24 protein-coding genes are annotated in these 24,116 nt (G+C 48.4%); 9 read left to right on the top strand and 15 right to left on the bottom strand.

All coding sequences use genetic code 11. From position 1 onward, the window contains the following. Positions 1–34: 34 nt before the first annotated feature. Entirely contained in the window at positions 35–460 is a 426-nt protein-coding gene (locus tag B2R29_RS08585; RefSeq protein WP_301180671.1) for a hypothetical protein, read from the top strand. A gap of 65 nt (positions 461–525) precedes the next feature. Here B2R29_RS08585 and B2R29_RS08580 read toward each other — a convergent pair whose 3' ends face one another. The 3 genes from B2R29_RS08580 to B2R29_RS08570 all read right to left on the bottom strand — a co-directional run bounded on the left by B2R29_RS08580 (position 526) and on the right by B2R29_RS08570 (position 5,319). Then, positions 526–771, bottom strand: a complete 246-nt coding sequence (locus B2R29_RS08580) for a hypothetical protein (RefSeq protein WP_301180670.1) — start codon at positions 769–771, stop codon at positions 526–528. A gap of 160 nt (positions 772–931) precedes the next feature. Continuing rightward, positions 932–2,497 (bottom strand): cation:proton antiporter family protein, encoded by a 1,566-nt coding sequence (locus tag B2R29_RS08575; RefSeq protein ID WP_301180669.1) that lies wholly within the window; start codon positions 2,495–2,497, stop codon positions 932–934. Between the two features lie 38 nt (positions 2,498–2,535). Further along, on the bottom strand, positions 2,536–5,319 hold the full coding sequence (locus B2R29_RS08570) for a hypothetical protein (protein ID WP_301180668.1): 2,784 nt from the start codon (positions 5,317–5,319) through the stop codon (positions 2,536–2,538). Between the two features lie 117 nt (positions 5,320–5,436). Between B2R29_RS08570 and B2R29_RS08565 the strand changes: the two genes are divergently transcribed. Beyond that, a complete protein-coding gene (locus B2R29_RS08565; protein ID WP_301180666.1) occupies positions 5,437–6,249 on the top strand; it encodes a pseudouridine synthase in 813 nt (270 codons plus the stop codon). A gap of 783 nt (positions 6,250–7,032) precedes the next feature. Here the strand turns inward: B2R29_RS08565 and B2R29_RS08560 are convergent. From B2R29_RS08560 to rpsP, 5 genes are all read right to left on the bottom strand, one after another. Further along, positions 7,033–7,890, bottom strand: a complete 858-nt coding sequence (locus B2R29_RS08560) for a DsbC family protein (RefSeq protein ID WP_301180665.1) — start codon at positions 7,888–7,890, stop codon at positions 7,033–7,035. 129 nt (positions 7,891–8,019) lie between these two features. Beyond that, a complete protein-coding gene (gene rplS, locus B2R29_RS08555; RefSeq protein WP_301180663.1) occupies positions 8,020–8,373 on the bottom strand; it encodes a 50S ribosomal protein L19 in 354 nt (117 codons plus the stop codon). A 10-nt stretch (positions 8,374–8,383) separates the two neighbouring features. Beyond that, entirely contained in the window at positions 8,384–9,142 is a 759-nt protein-coding gene (gene trmD / locus B2R29_RS08550; protein ID WP_301180661.1) for a tRNA (guanosine(37)-N1)-methyltransferase TrmD, read from the bottom strand. 36 nt (positions 9,143–9,178) lie between these two features. Next, positions 9,179–9,700, bottom strand: a complete 522-nt coding sequence (rimM, locus tag B2R29_RS08545; RefSeq protein WP_301180660.1) for a ribosome maturation factor RimM — start codon at positions 9,698–9,700, stop codon at positions 9,179–9,181. 23 nt (positions 9,701–9,723) lie between these two features. Beyond that, positions 9,724–9,975: a 30S ribosomal protein S16 gene (rpsP, locus tag B2R29_RS08540; protein WP_068434880.1), complete on the bottom strand. Its 252-nt coding sequence runs from the start codon at positions 9,973–9,975 to the stop codon at positions 9,724–9,726. 283 nt (positions 9,976–10,258) lie between these two features. On the opposite strand from rpsP, the gene B2R29_RS08535 reads away from it, so the two are divergent. From B2R29_RS08535 to bfr, 4 genes are all read left to right on the top strand, one after another. Next, entirely contained in the window at positions 10,259–11,068 is an 810-nt protein-coding gene (locus B2R29_RS08535; RefSeq protein ID WP_301180659.1) for an ion transporter, read from the top strand. 166 nt (positions 11,069–11,234) lie between these two features. Further along, a complete protein-coding gene (locus tag B2R29_RS08530) occupies positions 11,235–12,959 on the top strand; it encodes a Na/Pi cotransporter family protein (protein ID WP_301180658.1) in 1,725 nt (574 codons plus the stop codon). Between the two features lie 115 nt (positions 12,960–13,074). Continuing rightward, the gene (locus tag B2R29_RS08525; protein ID WP_301180657.1) at positions 13,075–14,169 is read left to right on the top strand and encodes an alkene reductase; all 1,095 of its coding nucleotides are present in this window, start codon (positions 13,075–13,077) and stop codon (positions 14,167–14,169) included. A 262-nt stretch (positions 14,170–14,431) separates the two neighbouring features. Beyond that, the gene (gene bfr / locus B2R29_RS08520) at positions 14,432–14,899 is read left to right on the top strand and encodes a bacterioferritin (RefSeq protein WP_301180656.1); all 468 of its coding nucleotides are present in this window, start codon (positions 14,432–14,434) and stop codon (positions 14,897–14,899) included. 77 nt (positions 14,900–14,976) lie between these two features. Here bfr and B2R29_RS08515 read toward each other — a convergent pair whose 3' ends face one another. After that, a complete protein-coding gene (locus B2R29_RS08515) occupies positions 14,977–15,516 on the bottom strand; it encodes a TetR/AcrR family transcriptional regulator (RefSeq protein WP_301180655.1) in 540 nt (179 codons plus the stop codon). A gap of 100 nt (positions 15,517–15,616) precedes the next feature. Here B2R29_RS08515 and B2R29_RS08510 point away from each other — a divergent pair, with 100 nt between their 5' ends. Next, positions 15,617–16,519, top strand: coding sequence for an alpha/beta hydrolase (locus tag B2R29_RS08510; RefSeq protein WP_301180654.1), 903 nt, complete (start codon positions 15,617–15,619; stop codon positions 16,517–16,519). On the opposite strand, the gene B2R29_RS08505 is transcribed toward B2R29_RS08510, so the two are convergent. Together B2R29_RS08505 and B2R29_RS08500 are read right to left on the bottom strand one after the other, a co-directional pair. After that, the gene (locus B2R29_RS08505; RefSeq protein ID WP_301180653.1) at positions 16,513–17,184 is read right to left on the bottom strand and encodes a hypothetical protein; all 672 of its coding nucleotides are present in this window, start codon (positions 17,182–17,184) and stop codon (positions 16,513–16,515) included. The genes B2R29_RS08510 and B2R29_RS08505 overlap by 7 nt on opposite strands. Positions 17,185–17,443: 259 nt before the next feature. Continuing rightward, complete coding sequence (locus tag B2R29_RS08500) at positions 17,444–18,325, bottom strand: MOSC domain-containing protein (RefSeq protein ID WP_301180652.1); 882 nt, start codon at positions 18,323–18,325, stop codon at positions 17,444–17,446. Between the two features lie 332 nt (positions 18,326–18,657). Between B2R29_RS08500 and B2R29_RS08495 the strand changes: the two genes are divergently transcribed. Further along, positions 18,658–18,999: a type II toxin-antitoxin system RelE/ParE family toxin gene (locus B2R29_RS08495; protein WP_301180651.1), complete on the top strand. Its 342-nt coding sequence runs from the start codon at positions 18,658–18,660 to the stop codon at positions 18,997–18,999. Next, the gene (gene nadS, locus B2R29_RS08490; RefSeq protein WP_301180650.1) at positions 18,992–19,279 is read left to right on the top strand and encodes a NadS family protein; all 288 of its coding nucleotides are present in this window, start codon (positions 18,992–18,994) and stop codon (positions 19,277–19,279) included. Before B2R29_RS08495 ends, nadS begins: the two co-directional genes overlap by 8 nt. Positions 19,280–19,434: 155 nt before the next feature. Here the strand turns inward: nadS and B2R29_RS08485 are convergent, their stop codons facing one another. The 4 genes from B2R29_RS08485 to B2R29_RS08470 are packed head-to-tail and all read right to left on the bottom strand — an operon-like array spanning position 19,435 to position 24,100. Further along, on the bottom strand, positions 19,435–20,346 hold the full coding sequence (locus B2R29_RS08485; RefSeq protein ID WP_301180649.1) for a hypothetical protein: 912 nt from the start codon (positions 20,344–20,346) through the stop codon (positions 19,435–19,437). Beyond that, on the bottom strand, positions 20,343–22,100 hold the full coding sequence (locus tag B2R29_RS08480) for a hypothetical protein (RefSeq protein ID WP_301180648.1): 1,758 nt from the start codon (positions 22,098–22,100) through the stop codon (positions 20,343–20,345). Before B2R29_RS08480 ends, B2R29_RS08485 begins: the two co-directional genes overlap by 4 nt. Beyond that, on the bottom strand, positions 22,093–23,280 hold the full coding sequence (locus tag B2R29_RS08475; RefSeq protein WP_301180647.1) for a metallophosphoesterase family protein: 1,188 nt from the start codon (positions 23,278–23,280) through the stop codon (positions 22,093–22,095). Before B2R29_RS08475 ends, B2R29_RS08480 begins: the two co-directional genes overlap by 8 nt. Next, complete coding sequence (locus B2R29_RS08470; RefSeq protein WP_301180646.1) at positions 23,273–24,100, bottom strand: DNA adenine methylase; 828 nt, start codon at positions 24,098–24,100, stop codon at positions 23,273–23,275. Before B2R29_RS08470 ends, B2R29_RS08475 begins: the two co-directional genes overlap by 8 nt. Positions 24,101–24,116 lie beyond the last annotated feature (16 nt).

The following is a 24,116-nucleotide window of genomic DNA, read 5'->3' as shown; positions in this document are numbered from 1 at the left end:
CTTTTTATACACAATCAGGTCATGGATAAGGATTATGAGATATCTGCTCGCATGTATGTTACTGAGCGCTTTTCTGCCTGCAATGGCAGCCGACGAAGAGTCGGTAGAAAGAATCTACGAGCTTGAATTTGAAACAGATTCCAGTTGGGCGAGTATCGAAATTCGCGACGACGCCGTCTTCGTAAACGCCCCAGCAGACAGTGCCATGAGTATCACCGCCAAAGATGGGCTGCGTGCTTATAATATTTCACCAAAGAAGATATATCTGAGGGCTAAGTCTCGGGGCGTTGTGAATATGAATCTTTTCGTACGCTCAAAGAATAACGTACTCGGGTTAACACTGTGCAAGGGGTCGCGTAACAGCTACAGCTGGATTAAATCCGATGAGTCGCGCCAGAAGAATGACCTGAAAGAACCAGATCACTGCGAGCAACACGCGCTAGTTCTTAATCTCTTCTGATAGAAGAGTCTCTACTTCCGGACGGTCAGAGTGTTATCTATTCACCTGACCGCCCTACGGGTGACTCAATGACGAAGGATGTCTTCCGTAAAGTCTCCTTTAAACATAGGAATTTCGTGCAATTCCTTTTCCCCTTCCAGGCCGAAATACATCCGGCTGTCTTCCGGCGGGAATACCTTAAGATTTGACTGTGTGCTGATCACACGCTCTCCATGCATCATGTCTTTCATCTTAAGGTAGATCTCTTCGTAACTATCGCCTTTAAGCTCAATCTCTACTTCGGTAGTAAAGCGGAACGACATCTTAGCCATGACAGTTCTCCTTAATACATCTCGTTGGGTACTGACTCAGGCTAGTCGGTTTTCAGTCTCAAAAAAGTAAAATTTGTTTCAGTATGCAAAATTAAACTGACTAGACCTGTTGCCAAAACCGTGAGGTATAACGGTTACATGAATTGGTAATACAACGGTTTCACTCAGTCACAGAAAGGAGATGTCGTGACTCCTCCGCGAACCCCGTCCCTACCTCTGCGTAGTAGTTGAAGACAACATCTACGCCCAATTCAAGAAGCTGACTTCGTTCATCTTCATAACGAGCTACCGCCGCAGTTTTCCCTTTGTAGCCAGCTATTTTCATCATCTGTAACGTGGCCAGCATTTCCTGCTGGGACGGGAGCGCCAGCATGACAAGACGGATGTCACAAGCAGAGGCCTGCTGCCAGAACTCGAGATCGTCAGCGTCACCTGAGATGACATTAAAAGACTCGCTGCGCAGCTTTTCAGCGCGGTCTGTGTCAGATTCGAGCCCCCATGCACTTGAGGTATCATTGCCATGCAGTGCCTGATAAGCACCCTTTCCAACGCGACCCATACCGACAACCAATACATCAAAAGAAGATGGTAGCTTCAGCGACTGATGCGCACCTTCGCGCTCAAAACGATTTATCGTTTTGTACATACGCGCATAAATGGAATGCGCACGACGGAAAAGCACGTTGCTGATAAGAAAAGAAACCGACATAGCCAGGGCAATCATCACCAGCCACTCGTCACCTAACCAGGCTTGCTTCACGCCCATATCGGCCACAATAAGACCAAACTCACTGTAGTTGCTCAGCGCTAATGCTGTGAGATAGGCGGTACGACCGGACAGTCCGAAAAGAATAAACGTAAAATAGAAAAGTACGAACTTAACCACGAGCAGGAGCGTCAGCCCCGCCGTCACGTAAAGCATCTCCAGTGTTGGCAACGCAGCGAAACCGATTGATAAGAAAAAACCAATAAGGAAAAGATCCTTGAAGCTCATCAGTGTTTTATACAGCTCTGACGACTTATTGTGCCCGGCGACCAGTACGCCAAGGATCAGGGCACCAAGATCGCCCTTAACTCCAAGGGCATCAAACAGTTCGTAGCCACCTAGCGCAAGAAACAGCCCCGTCAGCGGTAGCAATTCGCCATGACCTGAACGCTCCATAATCCAATAGAGCACGGGTCTGAGTAGAGGCAGTAAGAACAATGCGAGAGCCCACTCATCCGGTATTTTACCGGTCGCCGCGACCAGAAAAACAACCGCAACAATGTCCTGAACAATAAGAATGCCCAACGCCAGACGCCCATGCCGGACTTTCAACTCAGACGCCTCTTCAAGCATTTTGACGACCGCGACGGTCGACGAAAAACTCAGTGCAAACGCAACCAGCGCCGCCGTTACCAGATCGACTTCAAAAATCTGACTCAGGCCCAGCCACGTCGGCACGGGTAAGGCCGCGATACCCAGAAGAATCCAGGTACCGCTCTGCACCAGCGTCCCTCCCCAGACTTCTTTGCGGATTAACGTGCGTACATCCAGTTTGAGCCCAATGGTGAATAGCATGAGCGTGATTCCGAGAGAGGCCAGCTCATCAAGCAGAGGCGTCGCTTCGCGCCCTAATACATTGAGAACGAAACCTGCAACCAGAAAACCAATCAGAGGAGGAAGACTGAACTGTCTCGCCACCAGACCAAACACAAAGGCAATCAGAATCCAGAGAAAATCCATAAACCGTCTCTACATATAGTGAGGAAATAAGACAGCGATCAAAAAGCTGCCTGTATACCGAAATATCCCTGAGTTTCAGACCCAATGCCTTGAAGCCCCTGAGCGACACCAAGCACGACCGGCACCAACGCCCGATATCCAACAATACTGTTTAACCGTAATTCTACGCCGGTTCCCACCATAGCTTCAGGGTCATCGGACTCCGTCCAGGCCCGGCCACGTTCAAGAAATACCCGAAGCTCCAGGTCATCCAAGCCTAAGGGCCAGATCCCCCAGTTGTCATTGATGGAACTCAATTGCGCGGCATAGACCAGCCTCTCCCTGTCGTAGTAACGTCCAAACTGATTACCTGAATCGAATCCGCGCAGGCTTAGTTGTTCACGACCGAACAGTGCGTAGTCTTCCTGTGGTGGTAAACCACCGAGCTGCCAGCCCGGCGCCTCTTCAGACGCGAAGCCAGTGTTCAGTGAGAACATCAGGGAATGGCGCCCCGGCAGGTCGAACATGTAATTAAATCCGGGCTGAACGTGCACACCTGAGAAGTCGTCATTAAGCAGAGAAAAGTCTTCTGCAACCAATTCTGCCCCCGGCCCGAATCCTCCCGGAGAATGCATCAACCCACGCTGATCATTAAACGTTAATGCCAGGCCTATGCTGTGCCTTTCAGCAGCCCTCTCCCCAGAAATAACCACACCTGGCTCGACGCTATCAATGGAAATGCGGCGACTGACCAACCCGGAGTGAAGCCCGAGCCGGTCCCGCATTGCCTGAACCAACCAGTTTCGCTGAAGGCGCCACTGCTGATCTTTAATCACGGTAAAACCGGGAACGGTATCGTTGAAGTCGTACAGTTCATTCTCAACATCGTAGCCCAGAAGCCAACGCTGATACTGGTATACCAATGTCATATCGAACGCCTTCTGCTCAGTGCCATAGGCAAGGTCGACCTGATAGTTATGGCGGCCCAACGCATCCGTACCTCCGGTACTCAAGCCGACATAGCGGGTATCTTCAGTGCCATAGAATACGGGTAACCAGTAATGCGGGCGAAGCGTCGACCAGGGCTCGTAGGCTTCCGGCGCAGACGCTTCAACACGCTCAACATCGACGGAGCGCGTTGCCGCCGTTTGATATTCGACCTGTCCGTGCGCCAGAGGTAAGGATGTATTTTTCAACAGATAGCCGCCCGCCGTATATTCCTGTAACCACAGTCGGTCTCCTGTGATCCAGGGGTCGAACGATTTCGTTACATCCACATCATCTGAAGCTAACGACAGAGCGCTGCCATCCTGCCACTCATACATGCCAAACTTCCCGGCGTAATCGGCAACAAACAATAGTCGATCATCGGTAGTGAATCGCGGCTGCGCTTCGTTCGCCGAAGAGTCTGTCAGCAAGGTCCAGTCACTGTTACTCACATCTTTGCTGGCAAGCTCCCAGGACCGCCCCGGAGTTTTATAGGCGGCAATAATCTGTGTACCGTCGTTATTAATATCGAATGCGCCAACGTATTCTCCATAGTTGCCCCGCCATAGCAGAGTCTCAGAACCATCCGGTGACAATAACAAAAGATGACTGAATCCCGCCCGGAAGCTGGTGTAGAGAAAGCCAGAGCCGTCAGGCAGCCAGCGAGCATCGGCGACCCGGGCGTCTGTCGTCAGAGGTGTCCAGGCGCCTCCTTCCAACAACCACAGATCAGCAGAGTAGCGGCCGCTGGCGTACGTCAGAGCGCGCACCGCAATGATCCGGCCGTCTGGTGTGACATCAATCGAAGTAATGTCTCTGCCATCAGCAATATCAGCACATTCAACATCTACGCCCGTGCAGCGCTGCAACACAGGCCTATCTTCATCATCCCTGGCCACGTAATAGACCGCCTGCCCATCAGAGCCACTGACTTGCTGACGCAACGTACTCGCAGGTAACTGCCCCGCCGTCACCGCTGTGGCGGTATCCTCGCCACCAAACCTTTGCTCCATCGCGATGCGGAAGCCAGCCCAGAGCGACTCAAAATCACGTCCATAAACGCGCCGCGCTGAACTATTGAGCATCAGGTAAGGAACAATCTCACCGCTATAAAGACTCAGCCACATCTGTAGCTTTTCCTCACCATAGGTCTGAATCAGATATTCGATAAAAAACGCGCCATACAGATAGTATTGCCCGTATGGCCATTCACGACTGCTGATCGCTGCTTCGCCGAGGGATGCGAATTCGCCACTCCGAACTTCCTCGCGCATTTGCATCTCATACCAGCTCGACGCCAAACGCCCCGTTCCCGCTTCGTAATCGGTTTCCAGATAAACCGCCAGACCTTCAATCAACATCGGGGAAATCAACGAGTGTGGAAAGAAGAACAGAACGCGCCCGAACACCGACCGGAATCTCTCTGGAGCACCACGCCCCATTTCCATATGTAGAATATGTACGTACTCATGCCGAATCAGCAGTGCCAGCCAGTCGTCATAATTCTCAAGGCCATTGAGGTCATGCGGAGGCGTGAGATAAAGCCGTATCTGCGAAAACGGAAAGAATGTCGCCCACCCGTTTGCAATGTCCTGATCATCAGAAAGTACCAGCTGGGTCTTTGCCGCCGGAGGCGTGGTGAAGAACGGCATCAATTCACTGTGGGCCTGCTCGGCGATATTCAGCGAATGCAGAGCCAGTGTCTCATATGCGGGGTCTGAAGCTGGATAGTGAGCGTCAAAATGTTCAGAACTGCGGGTGAGCCAGCCCTCCGCTCCCGGACCGTCCCATGCCACCGGTTCTGCGTTTATATACAGAGGAAAGAACAGCAGAAATAAGAAAAAACGACGAAACATAATCAGCCTTCCATGAAGAGTCACGTCATCATATCCGAGTCTTGTTACTCCGCAAGGTGTATTGAACGGGCGCGTGCCGTAAACTGCGCGCTTTGACTTCTCAGCCGGAATCGTACGATGGAACTTGATATTATTTACCAGGACGAGCACCTGGTTGCCATCAATAAACCCAGTGGTCTGCTCGTGCATCGCAGCGAAATTGACCGCCACGAAACTGCGTTTGCCTTGCAGTTGGTGCGTAACCAGTTAGGCCAGCGAGTCTACCCGGTGCACAGACTGGATAAACCGACATCCGGTGTGCTTGTATTCGCGCGCCAACCAGAAACGGCCAGCCTGGTCGTAGAACAGTGGCGCCAGCGAGATGTAGAAAAGCACTACCTGGCAATCGTTCGTGGCTACATGCCGGATTTCACCCACCTCGACTACGCCATGTCGCCGCCAGTCGACAAGTACGCAAAGCATGAGCGTGTTAAGCCGCCCCAGGAAGCAATCACAGATTTCACCTCATTGGCTCAGGTCGAGATACCTGTGGCCATCGATAAGTATCCGCAGTCACGATACTCATTGATTGACTGTCGGCCTCATACAGGACGCAAACACCAAATACGTCGGCATCTTAAACACCTCAGTCACCCGATCATTGGCGACGCACGCTACGGCAAGGGACGTCACTCCCGATACTTCCGCGATCATATGGATGCACCAAGATTACTGTTACATGCCTGGTCACTGGAGATGCTCCACCCATACACAGGTGAACTGCTCACTCTGATAGCCCGACCGGACCGGATCATGCGTCAACTTTTCGACCGCTTTGACTGGAACCTGGCCTTGCCGGAAACACTGCTGTCAGAGCTCCAGCACCCGCCACATCCTTCAATGGATGCCTTCTTACTACCCGCAGAGGTTCGAAACCCTGATAAACCGTGACCTGCGCACGGTTACCCACACTTTCTGTGGATAACTTTATGGATAAGTTTTTCAAAAGTGGCTGGAACCCGCATGGTACAAGGGACGCTGTCATTTTGCTGAAAAAATTAACAGTAAATTTTTCTATATAAATCAGCAACTTATAGATTGACAATCCTATCGATAAGAATTTGACACTATCCTGTCAGTCCGGTGGCGCCACTGAGATTTCATGTGCATAAGAAGTTTTAAATAGTTTTCAGGTGTCAACACCTGAACGCAGGTTTTGAAGCTTTTTTTTGAAAAAATGTCGTAGTTTGTCCCGCCATAGTTTCCCACAATTTCTGTGGATAACTGTGTGAGTAATAATTTAAAAACTCAGCCCAGCCCCGATAAAATGGGCATAAAGCTTAAATTGTATATTTTTTAATCAAGTAAAAAATGTATATTTTTCAATGACTTACGAAAATCAATAGATACTTTCATATTTTCTACGCCAGATTGACACATTTATTCGGCCACTTTTGAAGATGTGCATAACAACGCACCAAAATAAACCCAGGCGCACTGAAAAAACCCCGAAACCGGCGTTGACATTCTATTTTCTGACTGGAATCAGAAGAGGCCTGCAAATACACTGAAAACCTTCCCCTCTGGATAATAGATAGCATAAATTGTGGATAACCTCAGTCAGCCCACGTAATGACTGATGTCAGGTTATTCACAAGTGTCAAGCCCACATTCCTGATGCATAAAAAAACCCGCCGAGGCGGGTTTCTAACATGGTGCACCAGCATTGGCCGATTATATTCCCAGTCGCTCTGCAAGCTTATCTGCTTCCATGTAACCCGGAATCAGCTGGCCATCAGAGGTAACGATCGCAGGCGTGCCACCAACGCCAATCGCACGCCCAAGGTTGTATTGAGCGGCCACCGGCGACTCACAAGAGCCCGAAGCCACCAGTGCCTGCATTTCTCCACGTTTTTCATCAAACGCCTTCATGGCAGGCTCCCGGTCAGACGCTGAAGCGTTGCGCACCCGGCTATACGCTCCTGAGAGTTCGCCCTGCAGTGACTTAATCTCAGTCATGGCTTGTGCACGATCGTCCTGATCCTGACACCACACATAGTTAACCTTGTTGTAAGACTCGGTATAACCGCCAGTCTGATCAAAGATGCCAGCACGCGGATACGCCAGGTAGCGAACGGTTATACCTTTCGCATTGATATCATCCATCTCGCGATGAAGTTTCTGGCAGTAGCCGCAATCGATGTCTGTGAACACATTGATGACGGCCTTTTCATCCCCTTGCGCAGGGAATACGACTGTGTCTTCATTGGGGATCGATGCCATCTCCTTCTTACGCAGCGTTACTTTGCGCAGATCACTGACATTATCAAGTCCACCCTCGCTGAACTTATACAGAGTGTTCTGATAGATCAGATAATTCAGGTCCGGCGTTATATGCATTAAAGAGCCGTCGATCATCACCACTTCATAGATCTGCCCCTCGCCCAGCGATACCACTTCAGTAACATCCGCCCGCGGGCCAAGTACTTCTTTCATCTTGGCTTCAATGGTTTCTTTCAGCTTCGCATTATCAGCGAGAGCCGGTGCACTCATCAGCATGGCAGCGACCAGCGCGGTCAATGTCTTTTTCATATCTGTGCTCTTATACATCGTATGTGACTTTATCTCGATAGGCTGACCATAACAGGAAACCGTATCTGTCAGGCACAAAAAAGCGGGCACAAGGCCCGCTTTTCGGTAAAGAAAGGTATTCCCGAAGGATTATACCTTTTCTTTGATACGTGCAGATTTACCGCTACGCTCACGCAGGTAGTACAGTTTCGCCTGACGTACGTCACCACGACGCTTAACAGCAATGCTGTCAACCAGTGGGCTATGAGTCTGGAAGGTACGCTCTACGCCAACACCGTGTGAAATCTTACGTACAGTGAAAGCAGAGTTCAGGCCGCGGTTACGCTTACCGATCACCACACCTTCGAACGCCTGCAGACGCTCACGGTTGCCTTCTTTTACTTTTACCTGTACGACAACAGTGTCACCAGGGCCAAACGCAGGGATAGCATCTTTCAGCTGTGCGTTTTCAATCTGCTGAATGATTGGGTTCTTGTTGCTCATTGTTCGCTCCTTAACAGTCTGACGAGTGCTCAGCCGCGTTCTCGTCAAGGTATTCTGTCAATAACTTTCGTTGCTCGGTTGTCAGTTCCAGTTCAGCCAGTAAGTCTGGTCTGCGTTGCCAGGTTCTGCCCAGTGCCTGCTTTAAGCGCCACTGGCGGATCTTTTCGTGATTCCCGCTCAGCAATACCTCGGGTACTGCTTCGCCTTCGTACACTTCAGGCCGTGTGTAATGCGGACAATCCAGCAAGCCATCCATAAAAGAGTCTTGCTGAGCCGACAGTTCATGCCCCAATACACCAGGCACTAACCGGATCACAGCATCCATCAACGTCATGGCTGGTAACTCACCACCACTGAGTACGAAATCGCCGACAGACCATTCTTCGTCGACTTCCGCCTCAATCAGACGTTCATCAATGCCTTCATACCGTCCAGCTACCAGAATCAGTTTGTCGTGCTGAGCAAGTTCGAGCACCCCTTCCTGATCCAGTTTCCGGCCCTGTGGCGACATATAAATCACCTTAGCGCCTTCTCCTGCCGCTGCTTTCGCAGCATGGATGGCGTCCTTTAATGGCTGAATTTTCATCAGCATTCCTGGGCCACCGCCGTACGGCCGATCATCCACCGTCTGGTAATTGTCGTAAGCGTAATCTCTTGGATTCCAACAGGTCACGCTGACTTTCTCCTGCTTGACTGCCCGTCCGCTGACACCTTGTCCGGTCAACGCCTGAATCATCTCAGGAAACAGAGTTACAACACCAAACCACACCGGTCTTCACTCCTCTCTGGCCCTGTTGGCCAGGGGTTAAAAATCCGGGTCCCAGTCCACCTGGATCACACTGCCGTCCAGATCGACCTCAAGAACGTATTGATCTACAAAGGGTAATAAGCGCTGCTGTTGATCGATGCTGCCCTCGCAAGGCGTCACCGTCACCACCTGATTACCACCACCCGAATCAAACAGTTCTTTCACCTGGCCCAGCACCACACCTTCGGTATTTACTACCTTGAGTCCGATCAGCTGGAACCAATAATGTTCATCTTCTTCAAGCTCAGGAAGCTCATCTTCAGGAACCCCAATCTCACACTGATGTAAACTCAATGCCAGATCACGGTCTGTAATGCCCTGAAGGCTTGCCACCAGACCTTTTCCCTGAGGCTTGCCCTGAAGTACTTTAATCTGCTGCCAGCGATCATCCTTACGGATATGCCAGACAGGATACTCCAGAATGTTTGTCATCGGTTGTGTGTAGGAATACACCTTCACCCACCCTTTAATGCCAAACGCAGTGCTTATTTTACCCAGAACGCGAATGTTCTCAGACACTGCTTACCCCCGGTTAAACTGAATTACGCTTCTTTTTTAGCAGCGTCTTTCAGCAGCTTCTTAACACGGTCAGTTGGCTGTGCGCCTTTACCTACCCAGTACTCAACGCGTTCCAGATCGATACGCAGAGCTTCTTCCTGGCCACGAGCAATCGGGTTGAAGAACCCAAGGCGCTCGATAAAGCGACCGTCGCGAGGCATGCGCGCGTCAGCTACGTTGATGTGATAAAAAGGACGTTTTTTAGAGCCGCCGCGGGCTAAACGAATAACTACCATAAAGTGTGTCTACTCCGGTCGTTTTATCTAGTGGCAGGTTTTGAAATCGCCTACCGTTTAACATCCCTCAAGGCCAGGGATATGCGCAATGCATGCAACTGGCTTGAAGGGCCTGGGGCCACCCGTACAGGCAACCCACACAAAAGGGCGCGTAGTGTACGCTAACTGGGCATCAAACCGCAAGCATAAGATCGTGCATGAGACCACACCTAATGCGGCATTGTATTCAGGCGCAGGATAGATAATATTCGCGTTTTCCAAGATCCCCTTCAGGCCAGATATTATGAGCACAATCCAGACGATTCAGGACAAAGCCCTCGCACTTAAGAACAACCGTGCCTTCGAGCTGTTTGTTGTTGGCGTCATTATTATCTCCGCGCTTCTGGTTGGCGCCAAAACCTATCCAATCCCAGAGACCGTATCGCAAGCGATTGTCTGGTTGGATGTGGGGATTACCTTTCTCTTTCTGTTTGAGATTATCGTCCGCTTCATCGCTGAACCTAATAAGAAGCGATTCTTTCACAATGGCTGGAATGTCTTCGACACTCTGGTCGTCGTGGTCAGTCTGATCCCGATTGATAACAGCGACATGGCACTGGTCGGCCGTCTGGTAAGGGTATTCCGCGTTCTGCGTATGGTCTCTATCATCCCTGAGTTGCGCATGCTTCTGAACTCTCTGGTCCGCGCCCTGCCCCAGCTTGGTTATGTTGTGCTACTGATGTTTATCATCTTCTATATATATGCAGCGATCGGCGCGACCTTCTTTGCTGGCATCAATCCCGACCTGTGGGGCGACATCGCTATCTCTATGCTGACGCTGTTCCGGGTAATGACGTTTGAAGACTGGACCGACGTCATGTACGAAACCATGGCGGTCTACCCTCTGTCGTGGAGCTTCTACCTGTCGTTCATCTTCTTCACCGCCTTTGCCTTCCTGAACATGGTGATCGGGATCGTCGTCAATGTGCTTGAAGACGAACACGCGAGAGAACGCGCTGAACAAGATGAAGAGCAAGGCAATGCGTCACTGAATGATCTGCGTGCAGAAATTCATGAGCTCAAGAATATGATTTCAAGGCTTGAGCAACGCTGAGTCCACTGACAATAAATATTGCATTTTTATGACATGGAGATGACTTTCTGGGGCATTTCCGTCATATAATCGCGCACCAATTCGCAACCCTGTTCGCAGCCGAAATCGCGAACTTAAAGTCACCGACGGACTCAGTTCCGCTGAAGCGACCGGATTCAGGTAAGGTATGAACTACACTCTTTTCGACTTCCTCCAGCTCATCGGTGCCCTCGGCATCTTTATTTTCGGTATGAAGATCTTCAGTGAAGGTCTCCAGAAAGTGGCAGGAAGCCGCCTGAAGTCCGTGCTCAGTGGCATGACCCGCAATCGTGTTACCGGTGTTGTCACCGGCTTCGCAACAACAACCATCACCCAATCATCGACGACCACGACGGTCATGGCCGTGAGCTTCGTCAACGCTGGTCTACTGACGTTCGTCGAGTCTACGGGGGTGATTATGGGGGCCAACATAGGCACCACTGTGACCGCCTGGATCGTTGCCCTGTTCGGCTTCAAAATGAAGATCACGCCGATTGCTATGGCAGTGATCGGCCTGTTTTTCGCCTTCCTGTTTTCTAAAAACAGCCGCCTGCGCAACATTGCTGAAACCATGGTCGGCTTCGGCATTCTGTTTATTGGCCTCGAGTTCATCAAAAACGGCGTGCCTGACATTCGCAGCAACCCGGAGATACTCGAGTTCCTCGATATGTTCACCGGATTCGGCTACGCCTCTCTGCTTATTTTTGTCGTCATCGGTACGCTACTCACCCTTGTCATGCAGTCATCGTCGGCGGCAACGGCCGTCACACTGGTGATGTTGTTCGAAGGCTGGATATCCTTTCCGCTGGCTGCAGCCATGGTTTTGGGTGAAAACATAGGCACCACAGTGACAGCGAACCTTGCCGCCATGGTGGGGAACGTGCACGCGAAACGGGCAGCCCGGTTCCACCTGATATTCAATCTGATCGGTGTCGTCTGGATGTTGGCGGCTATCTATCCGGTGATGCACATAATCGACCTGGTGGTTCAGAACTTCTCAACCGCACCGGTTTCTATTCTGAGTGATGCCCCGGAAGCCAGACCCAACGCAACGCTCGGTCTGTCGCTCTTTCACACCTCATTCAATATCCTGAATGTCATTCTGCTGTTTGCCTTTATCCCTTACATAGTAAGGTTTATCGAGCGCATTCTTCCAAAGAGCGCAGACGGCGCCGACGACTTCCGCCTCAAATACATCAGCGCCGGAGTTATGACGTCGCCAGCACTGGCTCTGGAACAGGCGCAAAAAGAAGCCCAACAGTTTGCAGGGATACTCAATCGTATGCATGCTGATGTTGATGAGCTTCTGTTCGACAAGAAAGCATCAAGATCGAAACTCCTGAAACGCATCGCTGCAGCTGAAGAAGCCACTGATCAGCTGGAAATTGAGATTTCAGACTATCTCGTGCGGGTCAGTGAAAACACCAACCTGGAGCATGACCTGATTGAACGCATCCGTTTCCTGCAGACCATGATTAACGACATGGAGCGTATCGCAGACATCTACTTCCAGATATCGAAACTGTCGGAGCGTCTGCATGAAACACGCAGCCAATGGCCTGGTGATGCCAGAGCAGACATGGTGCAGATGATGGAAGCTCTGAGAAACGCTGTGCAGAACATGCAGGAAAGCACGTCGAAAGAGCCTGAAGAAGTCAGCCTTGAGCGTGCGATCGAACTCGAAGACCGCATAGATGAACTGCGGGACTCATTCCGTGACACCCACTTCTCACGCCTTGAGAACGGCGACTACAGCCCGAGAGCTGGTGTCATATTTATCGACGTCCTTAATCGTATCGAACGTATTGGCGACCATATCCTCAACGTTAACGAGTCTGCGGCAAATCACCGCCTCAAAGCTCAACGCGTCTGAATAGGGCCACTCGACGGTCTGTTCTTCCACAGGAACAGACTGTCACTCACTCAGGCAGGAACCAATACCTCTCTCTGCTTTCTCACAAAGACATATTCTCTGTGAGGAGCACATAATGAGTACTTCAACCTCAGCAACAGATTCACTATTCCAGCCCCTTCAGCTCGGTTCTCTGGATATTCCAAATCGCGTCATTATGGCGCCCCTGACCCGCTGTCGCGCGATCGATCATATGCCCAATGAGCTGATGCGCGAGTACTACACTCAACGTGCCAGCGGTGGTCTGATCATTACCGAATGCACCATGGTTACCCCGCAGACGTCGGCCTTCGCGAGCGAGCCGGGTATCTACTCTGACGAACAGGTCAGTGAGTGGAAGAAAATCACGGATTCGGTTCATGCCGCGGGCGGCCGTATCTTCATGCAGATCTGGCATGCAGGGCGCGCTGTTCACCCTGAACTCAATGATGGAAAACCTGCTGTATCGGCCAGCCCGATAGCTATTGAAGGCGGATCAACTACCCCTCAGGGCCAATTCGAATATCAGAAACCGGAGGCTCTGACCGAAGAACAGATTCAAGAACTGGTGAACGATTTCCGCAAAGGCGCTGAAAACGCTAAAAAGGCCGGCTTCGATGGTGTTGAAGTTCACGGTGCAAATGGTTATCTGCTAGATCAGTTCTTGCGGGACGGTGCTAACACTCGCGACGACAACTACGGCGGCTCATGGCACAACCAGGTACGCTTCCTCACAGAAGTACTGGATGCAGTGTGTGAGGTGTTTACACCACACAGGGTAGGCGTACGCTTCTCGCCTTTGAATGGCTTCAACGATATGAAAGACAGTGATCCGGTCGCCTTGGTTAAGTATCTTGCCGCGCACCTGAACCCCAAAGATCTTGCGTATGTCCATCTCATGCGTGCTGATTTTCTCGGTGAGCAGAAAGCGGACGTGGTCACGCCATTCCGCGAACTCTATAATGGTCAGTTGATTCTGAACATGGGCTACAGCCCGGAAGAAGCTGCCGATACTGTAGAGTCTCGCCATGCGGATGCCATCGCCTTCGGCACAGCCTTCCTTGCCAACCCTGATCTGCCAGAGCGCATTCGCCAGGGGGCAGAACTCAACGAGCCTGACCCGAATACCTTCTACACTCAGGATGCAAAAGGGTATACGGACTATCCTACGCTGGAAACAGCTGAGGCTTGATACAAGCCGCAAGATCTGAGCTTAAGGTCAGAAAAGTAACGCCGGGCATATCACCCGGCGTTACTAATTACATTCTCTGAAATATCCCACTGCACAGCCTCAATAAAACGAATATTTCAAAACATAAAAAGAACAATTCTCAGTCGCCTGGCTCATTACAAAAAACCACCCCTAACCCTCGTATCTACAGGCTTTTCGGCTTGTTCACAGAGCCTGCCCGCGCTATCGTTGCTAAAGATACTTATTCAACCCGGAGGATTCCATGAAAGGCAGTCAGCGCGTTATTGATCAACTACAGAAACTTCTCAACTGTGAGTTGGCCGCCCGCGATCAGTACTTCGCTCACTCGCGGATTTACGAAGACATGGGGCTGAATAAACTCTATGAGCGTCTCAGCCACGAAATGGAAGAAGAGACCCAGCACGCGGATGTACTGGTCAGACGTATTCTGTTTCTGGAAGGCACTCCTGACCTGTCTAACGCGGATGATCTCAACGTGGGAGAAACTGTCCCAGAGATGCTTCAGGCAGACCTTGATGTGGAGTACTACGTCGCTGATCTCTTGAAAGAGACCATGGCCATCTGTGAAGAAGAAAAAGACTATCAGACTCGTGAATTACTTCAGCCACTACTCTACGACACAGAAGAAGACCACGCCCGCTGGCTCGAACGTCAATTACGCCTGATCAAGATGATAGGTATAGAGAACTACCTGCAGTCACAAATGTGACAGCTCTGGTTTGATTAAACGAAGCGCCACTATGGCGCTTTTTTTGTGTCTGAAATTCAATCCAATACGCGTAAAACTCAGACCAACTTACCCAGAGCGTGCTCTACCACCTGAACCCGCTCTTCCATCGTATGCGGATGCGCAAGCAGTCCTTCGATCACGTAAACCATCAAACGGGCATCAAGTTGTGCTGCCGCGGGCTCAAGACCCGCCTTAATCAACTCAGACACCGAGAGTTGTTCGACCATCTGGTGAAAGCGATCGTGCCAATTGCGCACAACCTCTGAATGCGACACCCGAGAGTGAACGTCCGTCATCAAAGACCCCGAACTCTCGAACTGCTCAATCAACTTCAATACCCGTTCGGTCAAGGGAGCATTCTGCATCGCGATCACCTGAGGCATGGCCTGCATCACTTCCCGGTTCAGCACCGCGATCAGGAGATCGTCTTTATTTGCGTAGTACCAGTAGATGGTATTCGCAGCCACGCCGGCTGCTTTGGCAACACTCGACATCGAGGTCTTTTCATAGCCTTGCTCTTTGAACAGCGCCATGGCGACTGCCTCGATCTCTTCTCTCTTTATCTTCTGCTCTACATGCCGCTTGTTGCGTGCCATTCGTTTTCCAGATCCAGTTCTTGATTGACGTTTAAGATACAGATACGCTATCTTGAATGCCATTCAAGATAAGACAAGTAATAACAAAGGCTCAATCATCATGAACGTACTATCAGAAAACCGAGTGAAGGGATCATTCAGGAATCAAGGGGTAAGCTGTGCAGCCACACTCCACAAGCCCGACAACACCAAGGGGCCGTATCCCACGATTCTGATGGTGCATGGTTGGGGTGGAACCCAACTTACCCTCGTCACTGAATTTATCAGGGCATTTAACGATGCAGGCTTCGCCGTACTCACATTTGACTATCCAGGTTGGGGAGACAGCGAAGGCCTCCCACGCAACGTTATCAGCCCGTGGAAGCGTGAAAAAACCGTCGAAGCTGCACTGACCTACACCAAGTCGCTGCCGGACGTCGATCAGACCAATATTATTCTCTGGGGTAGTTCCTTTGGGGGCGGTCATGTAGTGAAGATAGCGGCCGAGCATCCTGAACTTCGCGGAGCGATTGCTCAAGTCCCTATGCTCGACGGCATGTTGGCCGTAAAGGCCGTGCCACCGGCACGAATGATCCACTTTGGTATCGATATGATGCGGGATATGCTCAACCCGTTTGCAACGCATTATGTGCCCATCGTCTCCCCTGAAGGTGAATACTCCTCAATGGACCGCGACGGCGCATGGCGCGTAGAAAGCTGGATCGAAGATACGCTGAAACGCCAACAGGACAACCGTATTGCGGCGAGATCACTTGCAACTATGGGCTTCTATCGACCACGAAAACATCTGAAGAAGATTACAATACCGACGCTGATCATTGGCGCTACCCGCGATAGCGTCGCACCGTTCGACGAAAATAAGGTACGCAGACTGTCTTCAGACAGTGTTGAAATTCAGACAATAGACGCTAATCACTTTGACCCATATCTGGATCACTGGTTTGAAGATAATATCTCCAGGCAGCTTGAGTTCATTAAACGGCTTGTGCCTTCAAGCTACTGATCCGGAGGCAACAAAAACACTTTCCGTGTTTCTTCCATATACTGTTCGAACAATCCCTGAGCCTTCATCTCGCTCAACACCTGCTGCAGAGGTTGAGCGAGATCGGCATGACGACGGTGAAGCACGGGATACACAACAATATCGTCTTCAAATTCATTCACATGAATGCCTGCAAGGCTCAGATCGAGTGACTCTATTAAAGCGGAAATACGCCCCGGAAAATCAATAAACACATCAGAGCGCCCCGCTAACAACTTATGAAGTCCCTGTTCCGGACTGGTAATCGCAAACAGATAGCCTTCCGAGACAACATCATTAAGCATATCGCCCAACGGCTCTACGCCACGCAGATATTCCACCCGGTACGACTTCCCCTCAAGGTCCGACAAACGATCCAGTTGTATCTCTGGATTAATCGTCGCCATCCCGTACTTAGTCGTCAGAATCGACTCGCGCACAATCACAGCGTTCGGGTTATCATCCTCATAGCCGGCAGCACGCAAACCCTCAACGTCGATCTTGCCGGTAGTCAGCAAAGTGGTCGCCCGCAATGGAGGGTATACACCATACTCCAATGTAATCCCAAGACGACCAAAGGCTTCTGAAATCAGCTTATGATACCAGGCCATGGTCAGACTCTGAGCCGGGTCTGCCGTATAGGCCATGGTGAAGACAGTTCTGTCTGGTGCGTTTTCGGAATGAGAGAAAATTGAAAGAAACAGAAGAGAGGAAATACAGGCGCGGCCAAAGTATCGCCGCCAGCTGAAATGTGCCATATAACAAACCAAAGAAATGTCTGAGCAAACCAGCAGGACTGTCAATTCCTTAGAGTCGTCACTTATCGCCAGCGAGTTATTACCACATCATAGCAGGACATCAATAATTTACTCAGTATATTACGCTGACAGGCCTCACACCCGAGGGCTAGTCATCGATAGTACGGTACAAATAAGCCGCATCACCCACGCAGATGCTCCCGGTGGCAGATATATCGCCGTAAACACCAAGATTCTGCTCAGCTTCCCGTACTATGGTCCTCAGAACCCTGGAGTCTTTCGGTACCCCCTGCTGCTCGCGCACAACAGCACCGCACCTGGGTGCAGTGTCTGAGCACGATACAGTGACCCCACCCACCTTCAAAGAACACCCAACCCACGACTGCTCTACAAGACCATCAAACTCGGGGAGCGTTTCGATGACAAGGTTGGGACGAAAGCGCTCAACATGCCAGTCAGAATCAGGATTCTTAGACTTCAGATAGTCGAGGCTCGCAGTCGTCACTATATGAAATGGCGATACCAGAAAAAAACTGCCCAGCAATGAAACATAGGTCTGCATCTCTTCAGGCAGATTATCCAGATCGGGCAGTGGCTCACCCGGCTCACGCTCGAAGGTCGCTTTCAGTTCGTCCAGCCAGGTGTGATCATCTTCTTTGAACCGCTGATAAAACGCCTCATCCGACGCAGGACGCAGGGCCTGGATACGACTTGAATGGCCAAGAAGGTCAGAAATCTTCTGGTGAATACCCGGAGACGCCGCACTCAACCTGCAACCATCCGGGAAAAGAACATCAACAGAGGCTGGCGCGTCAGAATCAACCAATTGCCCTGTCAGCGTAGCCCGGCACTTCAGCAGCTCAGGTCGGAATTTACAGCTCTGAATTTCCTGTCGGACCACATCCTGGACCGCCAGAACGCGGTCACCATAGACACCACGCTCAGACACCTGCGCAGAACCCAACGACTCACCCGCCATCCCCTTTACCGGATAACGCCAGATAGATTTCACCGTGCCAACTTTAATCATCAGAACCTCCTTCTCAACCTAAATTAAGGGAAGAAGCGGACCTAAGGTATACGTCATAGAACGTAGGGGTGTGTTAGTCAGTTTGGCTGGCTATTCGCGAACATCGTTCTGGAACACCACTGCCCCCTTTCTAGGAGGGAATCCTATTCCCGACAGCGTATCGGACAAACAACGCTTCAGACTTCAAATCTCCATGTATGAGCAATTCAGCTAGCTTGTCTGGCTATTCGCGAGCAATCTCAACATTGGTCGACACTTTGAGGTCAATGAGACACACACTGTTCTGCTCGCCTTCTTGCTAAAAGGTAATCCATTGGATTACACTAAGTCCTATGCAGACAATCGTAGAGCTCCCTGAATTTCAGAAGCGAGCTATCAATCTTTTCACGGATGAAGAGAAGCTGAGTATTATCAATTACTTAGCACGTCACCCTATGGCTGGCGATATCCTGCAAGGAACCGGCGGGATACGTAAACTACGCTGGTCTGCCCAAGGGCGAGGCAAAAGGGGTGGTGCCCGTGTCGTGTACTTCTACCACAACGGAACCATACCCCTCTTTCTTCTGACTGTATTTGGGAAAGGTGAAAAGGCTAACCTCAGCAAAGCTGAGAGAAACGATCTGGCCAGACTCACCGACCTGTTACGCAAGCATTATGGTGAAGTCGATGAGTAGTGCATTCGCAAGTATTGAGCAAGGGCTGAAAGAAGCCGTCGAATTTTCAAAAGGGAAAGCCCAAAAGGCGGTTATCCATGAGTTCGGGCCGCTTGATGTAAAAGCTATCCGGGCGAAGCTGGATATGTCACAAAATGAGTTTGCCTCTGCCTTTGGCATCAGTGTCAGTACCCTGCGCCACTGGGAGCGCGGTGATCGCTCTCCGCAAGGTCCGGCATTGGTGCTGTTGAATGTTGTGGCGAGGGAGCCTGAGTTGGTGTTGCGGGCGCTGGCAAACTGATTCGAAACCAATCTCAACGCTCACTACGCAGAAGAAACTTGATCCCAAGTTATATTTGTTATCAGATGCACTACAGGGAAACAAAAACCGGTTCAGGTATCAACAGGCTCACTAATTACCTTAGTAAACTCCATAAGAAACCCTTCAAGCAGCCACTACAAGTCTAATGTGAAACTAATTCTCGAACCTACGGCAGCTCTTTCCACTGGTTTCTCAGAATGATTTGATGAGACCTTCCAAACTGGTACATCTGGATATAACTCCTCTCCAATGATAACACTAATAGCACAAGCGATCTTAGGTCCGAGAGGTACGAGCAATGGCCTATAAATGGAGAGCGAATTTAAAACCAGTGTTTTCAGATCAACGTAAAAAGAGTATGGATCTGCAACATCATAGTGGAAGATATCTGTAGAGTCAGTATCTACAAGAATCTCACTATTGTTATTTAAAACCTCATCAAAGAATTTCTCTTCTGAACTCTTAGGCAAAAAAACGAAGTTTCTTCCTGCATCAATATAATTAACCAACCCTAAAGCTTTGCTTTTTTCATATCCAAGAGGAAGAATCAAAGCTACTGGTTTATTTAAGTCGCCTAGAACTCCATCATACCTCTCGTTGATAGCACATACATTCTTAACCGGTGTAATACCAATAGGTGGATCTACAAACCTTGAGGGAACATAGTCAATAGTAATATTCGCCAGCAAAGATCTACTATTTAAAAGGCAACCTAAAACAGATGCGATTCTTGAGCGCGTAAAGACTGTGATGTCAAAATAAATCGACGCACCATCTATATTCGATTTACACACCTCAGATAACTTACTTTGAACCAACTCGAATATTTCATCATCGTGCAATTCGAAAACATCACAACCATGGTTCTCAAAGAAAATTTTATTACTCTGGTAAGAAAGTACATCTGTATTAGTTTTATATCCAATAGAGATAGATCTATCAGCGTCTACTCCTTTAGCCTTGGCAAAGATAGACCGGCTTTCATAGCCTAAACCAAAGATTGCTAAATCGTAACCGGACTCGATAGCTGTTTTCCTCAGTTTCATAATAAATCCAACTGATCTTCTTGGGAAAGCCTTTTTGAGACTGAATTTCTTGTGCCTTTCAGTATTCTAGACAAATCGCAAACTCCCTGGCTAGTCAGCCATAACCTGTAATTATGGGCCATAAGGTAAGAAAGCCGACATCTCGTATTTTCAGGTCCGTCGACCCCAAAATCATGTTTGCAATCTGAAGGCAGTAACACTAACGCCCCAACATTAAGTGCAGCACCTATTAACTCTACATACGTATCATCATTTACAATGAAGGTTAAAGGTGGTTCCGCATTAAACTCCGGACCAACCATCAGATCTTTAAAGTAGTTCCCTAGGAACTCTACAAAATCATTAATCGTAGAAAAACCTGTCTTCATACCATCCACTGAGATACTAGAATAAAGCGCAATTTGAGATTCGTATATTTTCCTAAGACTTTCCCCCTGCTTAGATAGGCTTATTCTGCCATTAGATTTTAGAGTTGAAATAAGTGTATTAGAAATCGCAATAATCATTCTTGGATTGTATTCTACTGACTTACAGATATTATCAAACCCGAGATAAAAATCAGGAATAGAACGCCTTGGTTTCATTCGCCCACCACTACGAAAATGATTTCTAATTTGAGCAATAAACTTGATTTTCCGAATAGTGGGCCCCTTATCCCCCTTTTTATCTCCATATTTTTCTATATTTTCAACATCAATATCATGTTCTTTTAAGTAGTTACTGAAACCTTCATCCGAAGATTCAAGTCCGGAAAAAACCTCTTTAACATCCATGGTGCAAGGCTCATCAAAATATTCTTCAACATCTCTTCTGTAACCATTCTTCTGAAAAACATGCGCCACTAAAGACCTTGCGAAATCGATAGACTGGCCAGAGACATCAGGAATGCGAATCACATCGTAATCGTGATTTGGCATTGGTCTAGTTTCACTTTCATCAATGTTTAAATTTTGGTTATATGGTGACAATGACAACTTCCAAAATATATTCTCAGGCCCACCTCTCATGGCTTGGTACAGAGGCTTTAAGATATTATCAGGCGCAAGTTCTAACTCGTCAAAAAGAAATACCCATTTACCAGATTCCTCTCCAGAAGAAATATTAATTTCTCTCACAGTGTCAGAGATAGTTTGTACTGAGTCAGAAAAATCTGAAAACTTCATTATTTCCGCCAATGAAGCATCTCCGGACAATACTGCAGACAAGGATTTTGTTAGTTCAGATTTTCTTCTCAATACTGAAGAAGAGAGACTTCTAGCGGATGGAATCTCCGGATTAACCTCCCACAGTCGCGATAAAGAATTTACTACATCAGCTTCCGTATGATCGGTAAACAACAGTGATTTAAACTCTGTGCTTTCTGAGAATCTATAACGAAGAGAATCGCATATACAACTTATAACGTGAAAGGTAAACAGTGTTCCAGCGACCTTTAGCAACAGATTACGCTTATCCACATCAGCCACGTTCATCAGCCTGCTATATTGCTGTTTCCAAAGCCTGTCGGTGGGTACAAAGACGCCGCAATAGTCAATCGAATCCAGATGCGCAACCTTAGATTTGTAGCTATAGCCCAACGCCTCAACTTGAAGCATTCTCATCAAAGTAGTTTTACCACTACCTCTCGGTCCAATTAAAAGAGAATGATTAGGTGCACTGAGCTTATAGTACGCTTCATTTTCGACAAAACGTTGACATATTTCAGATATGGATAGAGAACGAGCATTGTAAGCAGCATATATTGAATTATCCATTGGACACTCCTATTTCTTTGAACTCGTTCCCAGAAATATCAGCGATGTAACCCTCATCCTTAAATTCCGCCACAAGAACTTCGAGATCTTCTGGCATCAAGTGTTTCAAGTAGCTATTTAAATGCTTTATCTCACTATCTTTTGCAATTCTTTTAGAACTATTTTCAAATATCTTAGCAACTTCTTCAATAATTTCCATTGACTTCAACGCTGAACCAAATCCACCTCTTTCAGGCAAGGAATTACCTTCCGACAGTCGCCACCCTGATGTCATTGTCCATTCGTATGTTCTAAACTCTCCAGTAACACCGCCATTCTTAGCCGTCGCATCCAAATCCACACTCAACACATAAAATTGGTTTGTAGTCCTGTCTTTAATTTTAGGGTACAGCTTTGCGGAAAGACTACCAGCCGAAAAAACAACCGGCCTAGAAGCTCCTCTAGAGGGGCCATACTTAATATCAGGAAAATGTTTGTGACCATGTACAATCAACCAAGGACCCTTCCTACTATTCTGAACAGCTTCGATCAAATACTCTCCCCCATCGATAGCCTCATAGTCTTCCTCTTGGTCCACATAATCCATTCTGAAAGGGTGATGATGAGTAACTAAAAGATTAAACTTCTTTTTTCTAACCGCTTCGGATTTCATATAGTCTCTAATCTGATCTGCTGTCCTATTCGGAACTCTTCCATGCTTCCACTCATCACCATAACCGTGAAATGCGCTACTATTGACAGATATCAAATTAAATTCTTCGTATTCTTTATGAGCCCAATTCCAAGCCCAGAAATGAGTATTATCGACTTTATTTGGAAACGGAAAATCATCTACTGAAAACTGCAAATTGTACTTTGGACAATGTGAGTTATTTAGCCTAGAATCATGGTCATGATTTCCAGGGACAACTATCAGGTTTTCTCTAGCAACTCGACTGTAGTCAGCAACATCCTTGACAAATTTCCATCCTACATCAAACCCTACCGGCGAACTTTTGTTAGAAATATCTCCGGAACACACCACATAATCTAGATTTACGTCTAGTTCTGATATTTTTTCCAGTATGCTCTTTGAAAACTCGTCATCCTCAGTCAATAGCCTAGTATCTTGACTAGATCCAGAGTTTTCCATGTGAAGATCAGAGAAAACAAGCAAATTCAACATTCCATTGTCATTCATAATTTTTTACCAATATCTCACTTGCCACGTCCCAATTTTTCTTAAAGCCAGATATATGACGCTTTACACTCACATCACTTACTATGTACTTTTCCTTCAATTTTTTTATAACTTGGGGAGTAGCCTTGTATGATAGTAAGAAATAAGCTTTTTTCTGATCTATGCGTTCCAACCAAGAATAAAGTTCTTCAAGTCTATCTGAGTCGAAACTACCAACTCCATATTCACCTGTAAATCGCCCACTATCAGAATAAGGTGGATCTAGATAGACAAAGTCACCCTTTTTAGTAGCTCTAATGGCATCCCTTGCATCTAACCTTTGAATTGATGCCCGTAACAGCGAGTTCCGTATATGCTCATACTCTTCTTTAGAGGGAAACCCCCCTGTTCTACTACCATATGGGACATTAAAGAAACCCTGTCTGTTTGTTCTATAGATACCATTAAAGCAGTATCTATTTAGATACAAGAAACGCACTGCTCGGGAAAATTCATCTAAGACCTCAGGCTTCTGCGCTCTCAACTCATAATAATATTCTTTAGTTTGAGGAAGAGCACAGAGGACCGAATAAATATCAGCCCTCTCACACACCTGATTGTAAGCATTAATGAGTTCAGGGTTAAAATCGGATAATAGTGCTGATTTTGGCTGAATATGAAAAAACAAACACGCTGAACCGCAAAACGGTTCAACGTATCTTGTAAACCCAGCTGGAAGGTTTTTCACCAATACCGGTATTAACTTACGTTTACTCCCCGCCCACCGAATCAGTGGCTTAGAAGGCATTTCAATAACATCATTGGATAGGGTTATCACCATCAGGACAAAATTCCAT

This window comes from Thalassolituus sp. UBA3500, assembly GCF_002377545.1.
Taxonomy (GTDB): domain Bacteria; phylum Pseudomonadota; class Gammaproteobacteria; order Pseudomonadales; family Oceanobacteraceae; genus Thalassolituus.
The sequence above is the reverse complement of the archived record's forward strand: the minus strand, read 5'-3'. Positions and strand labels throughout refer to the sequence as shown.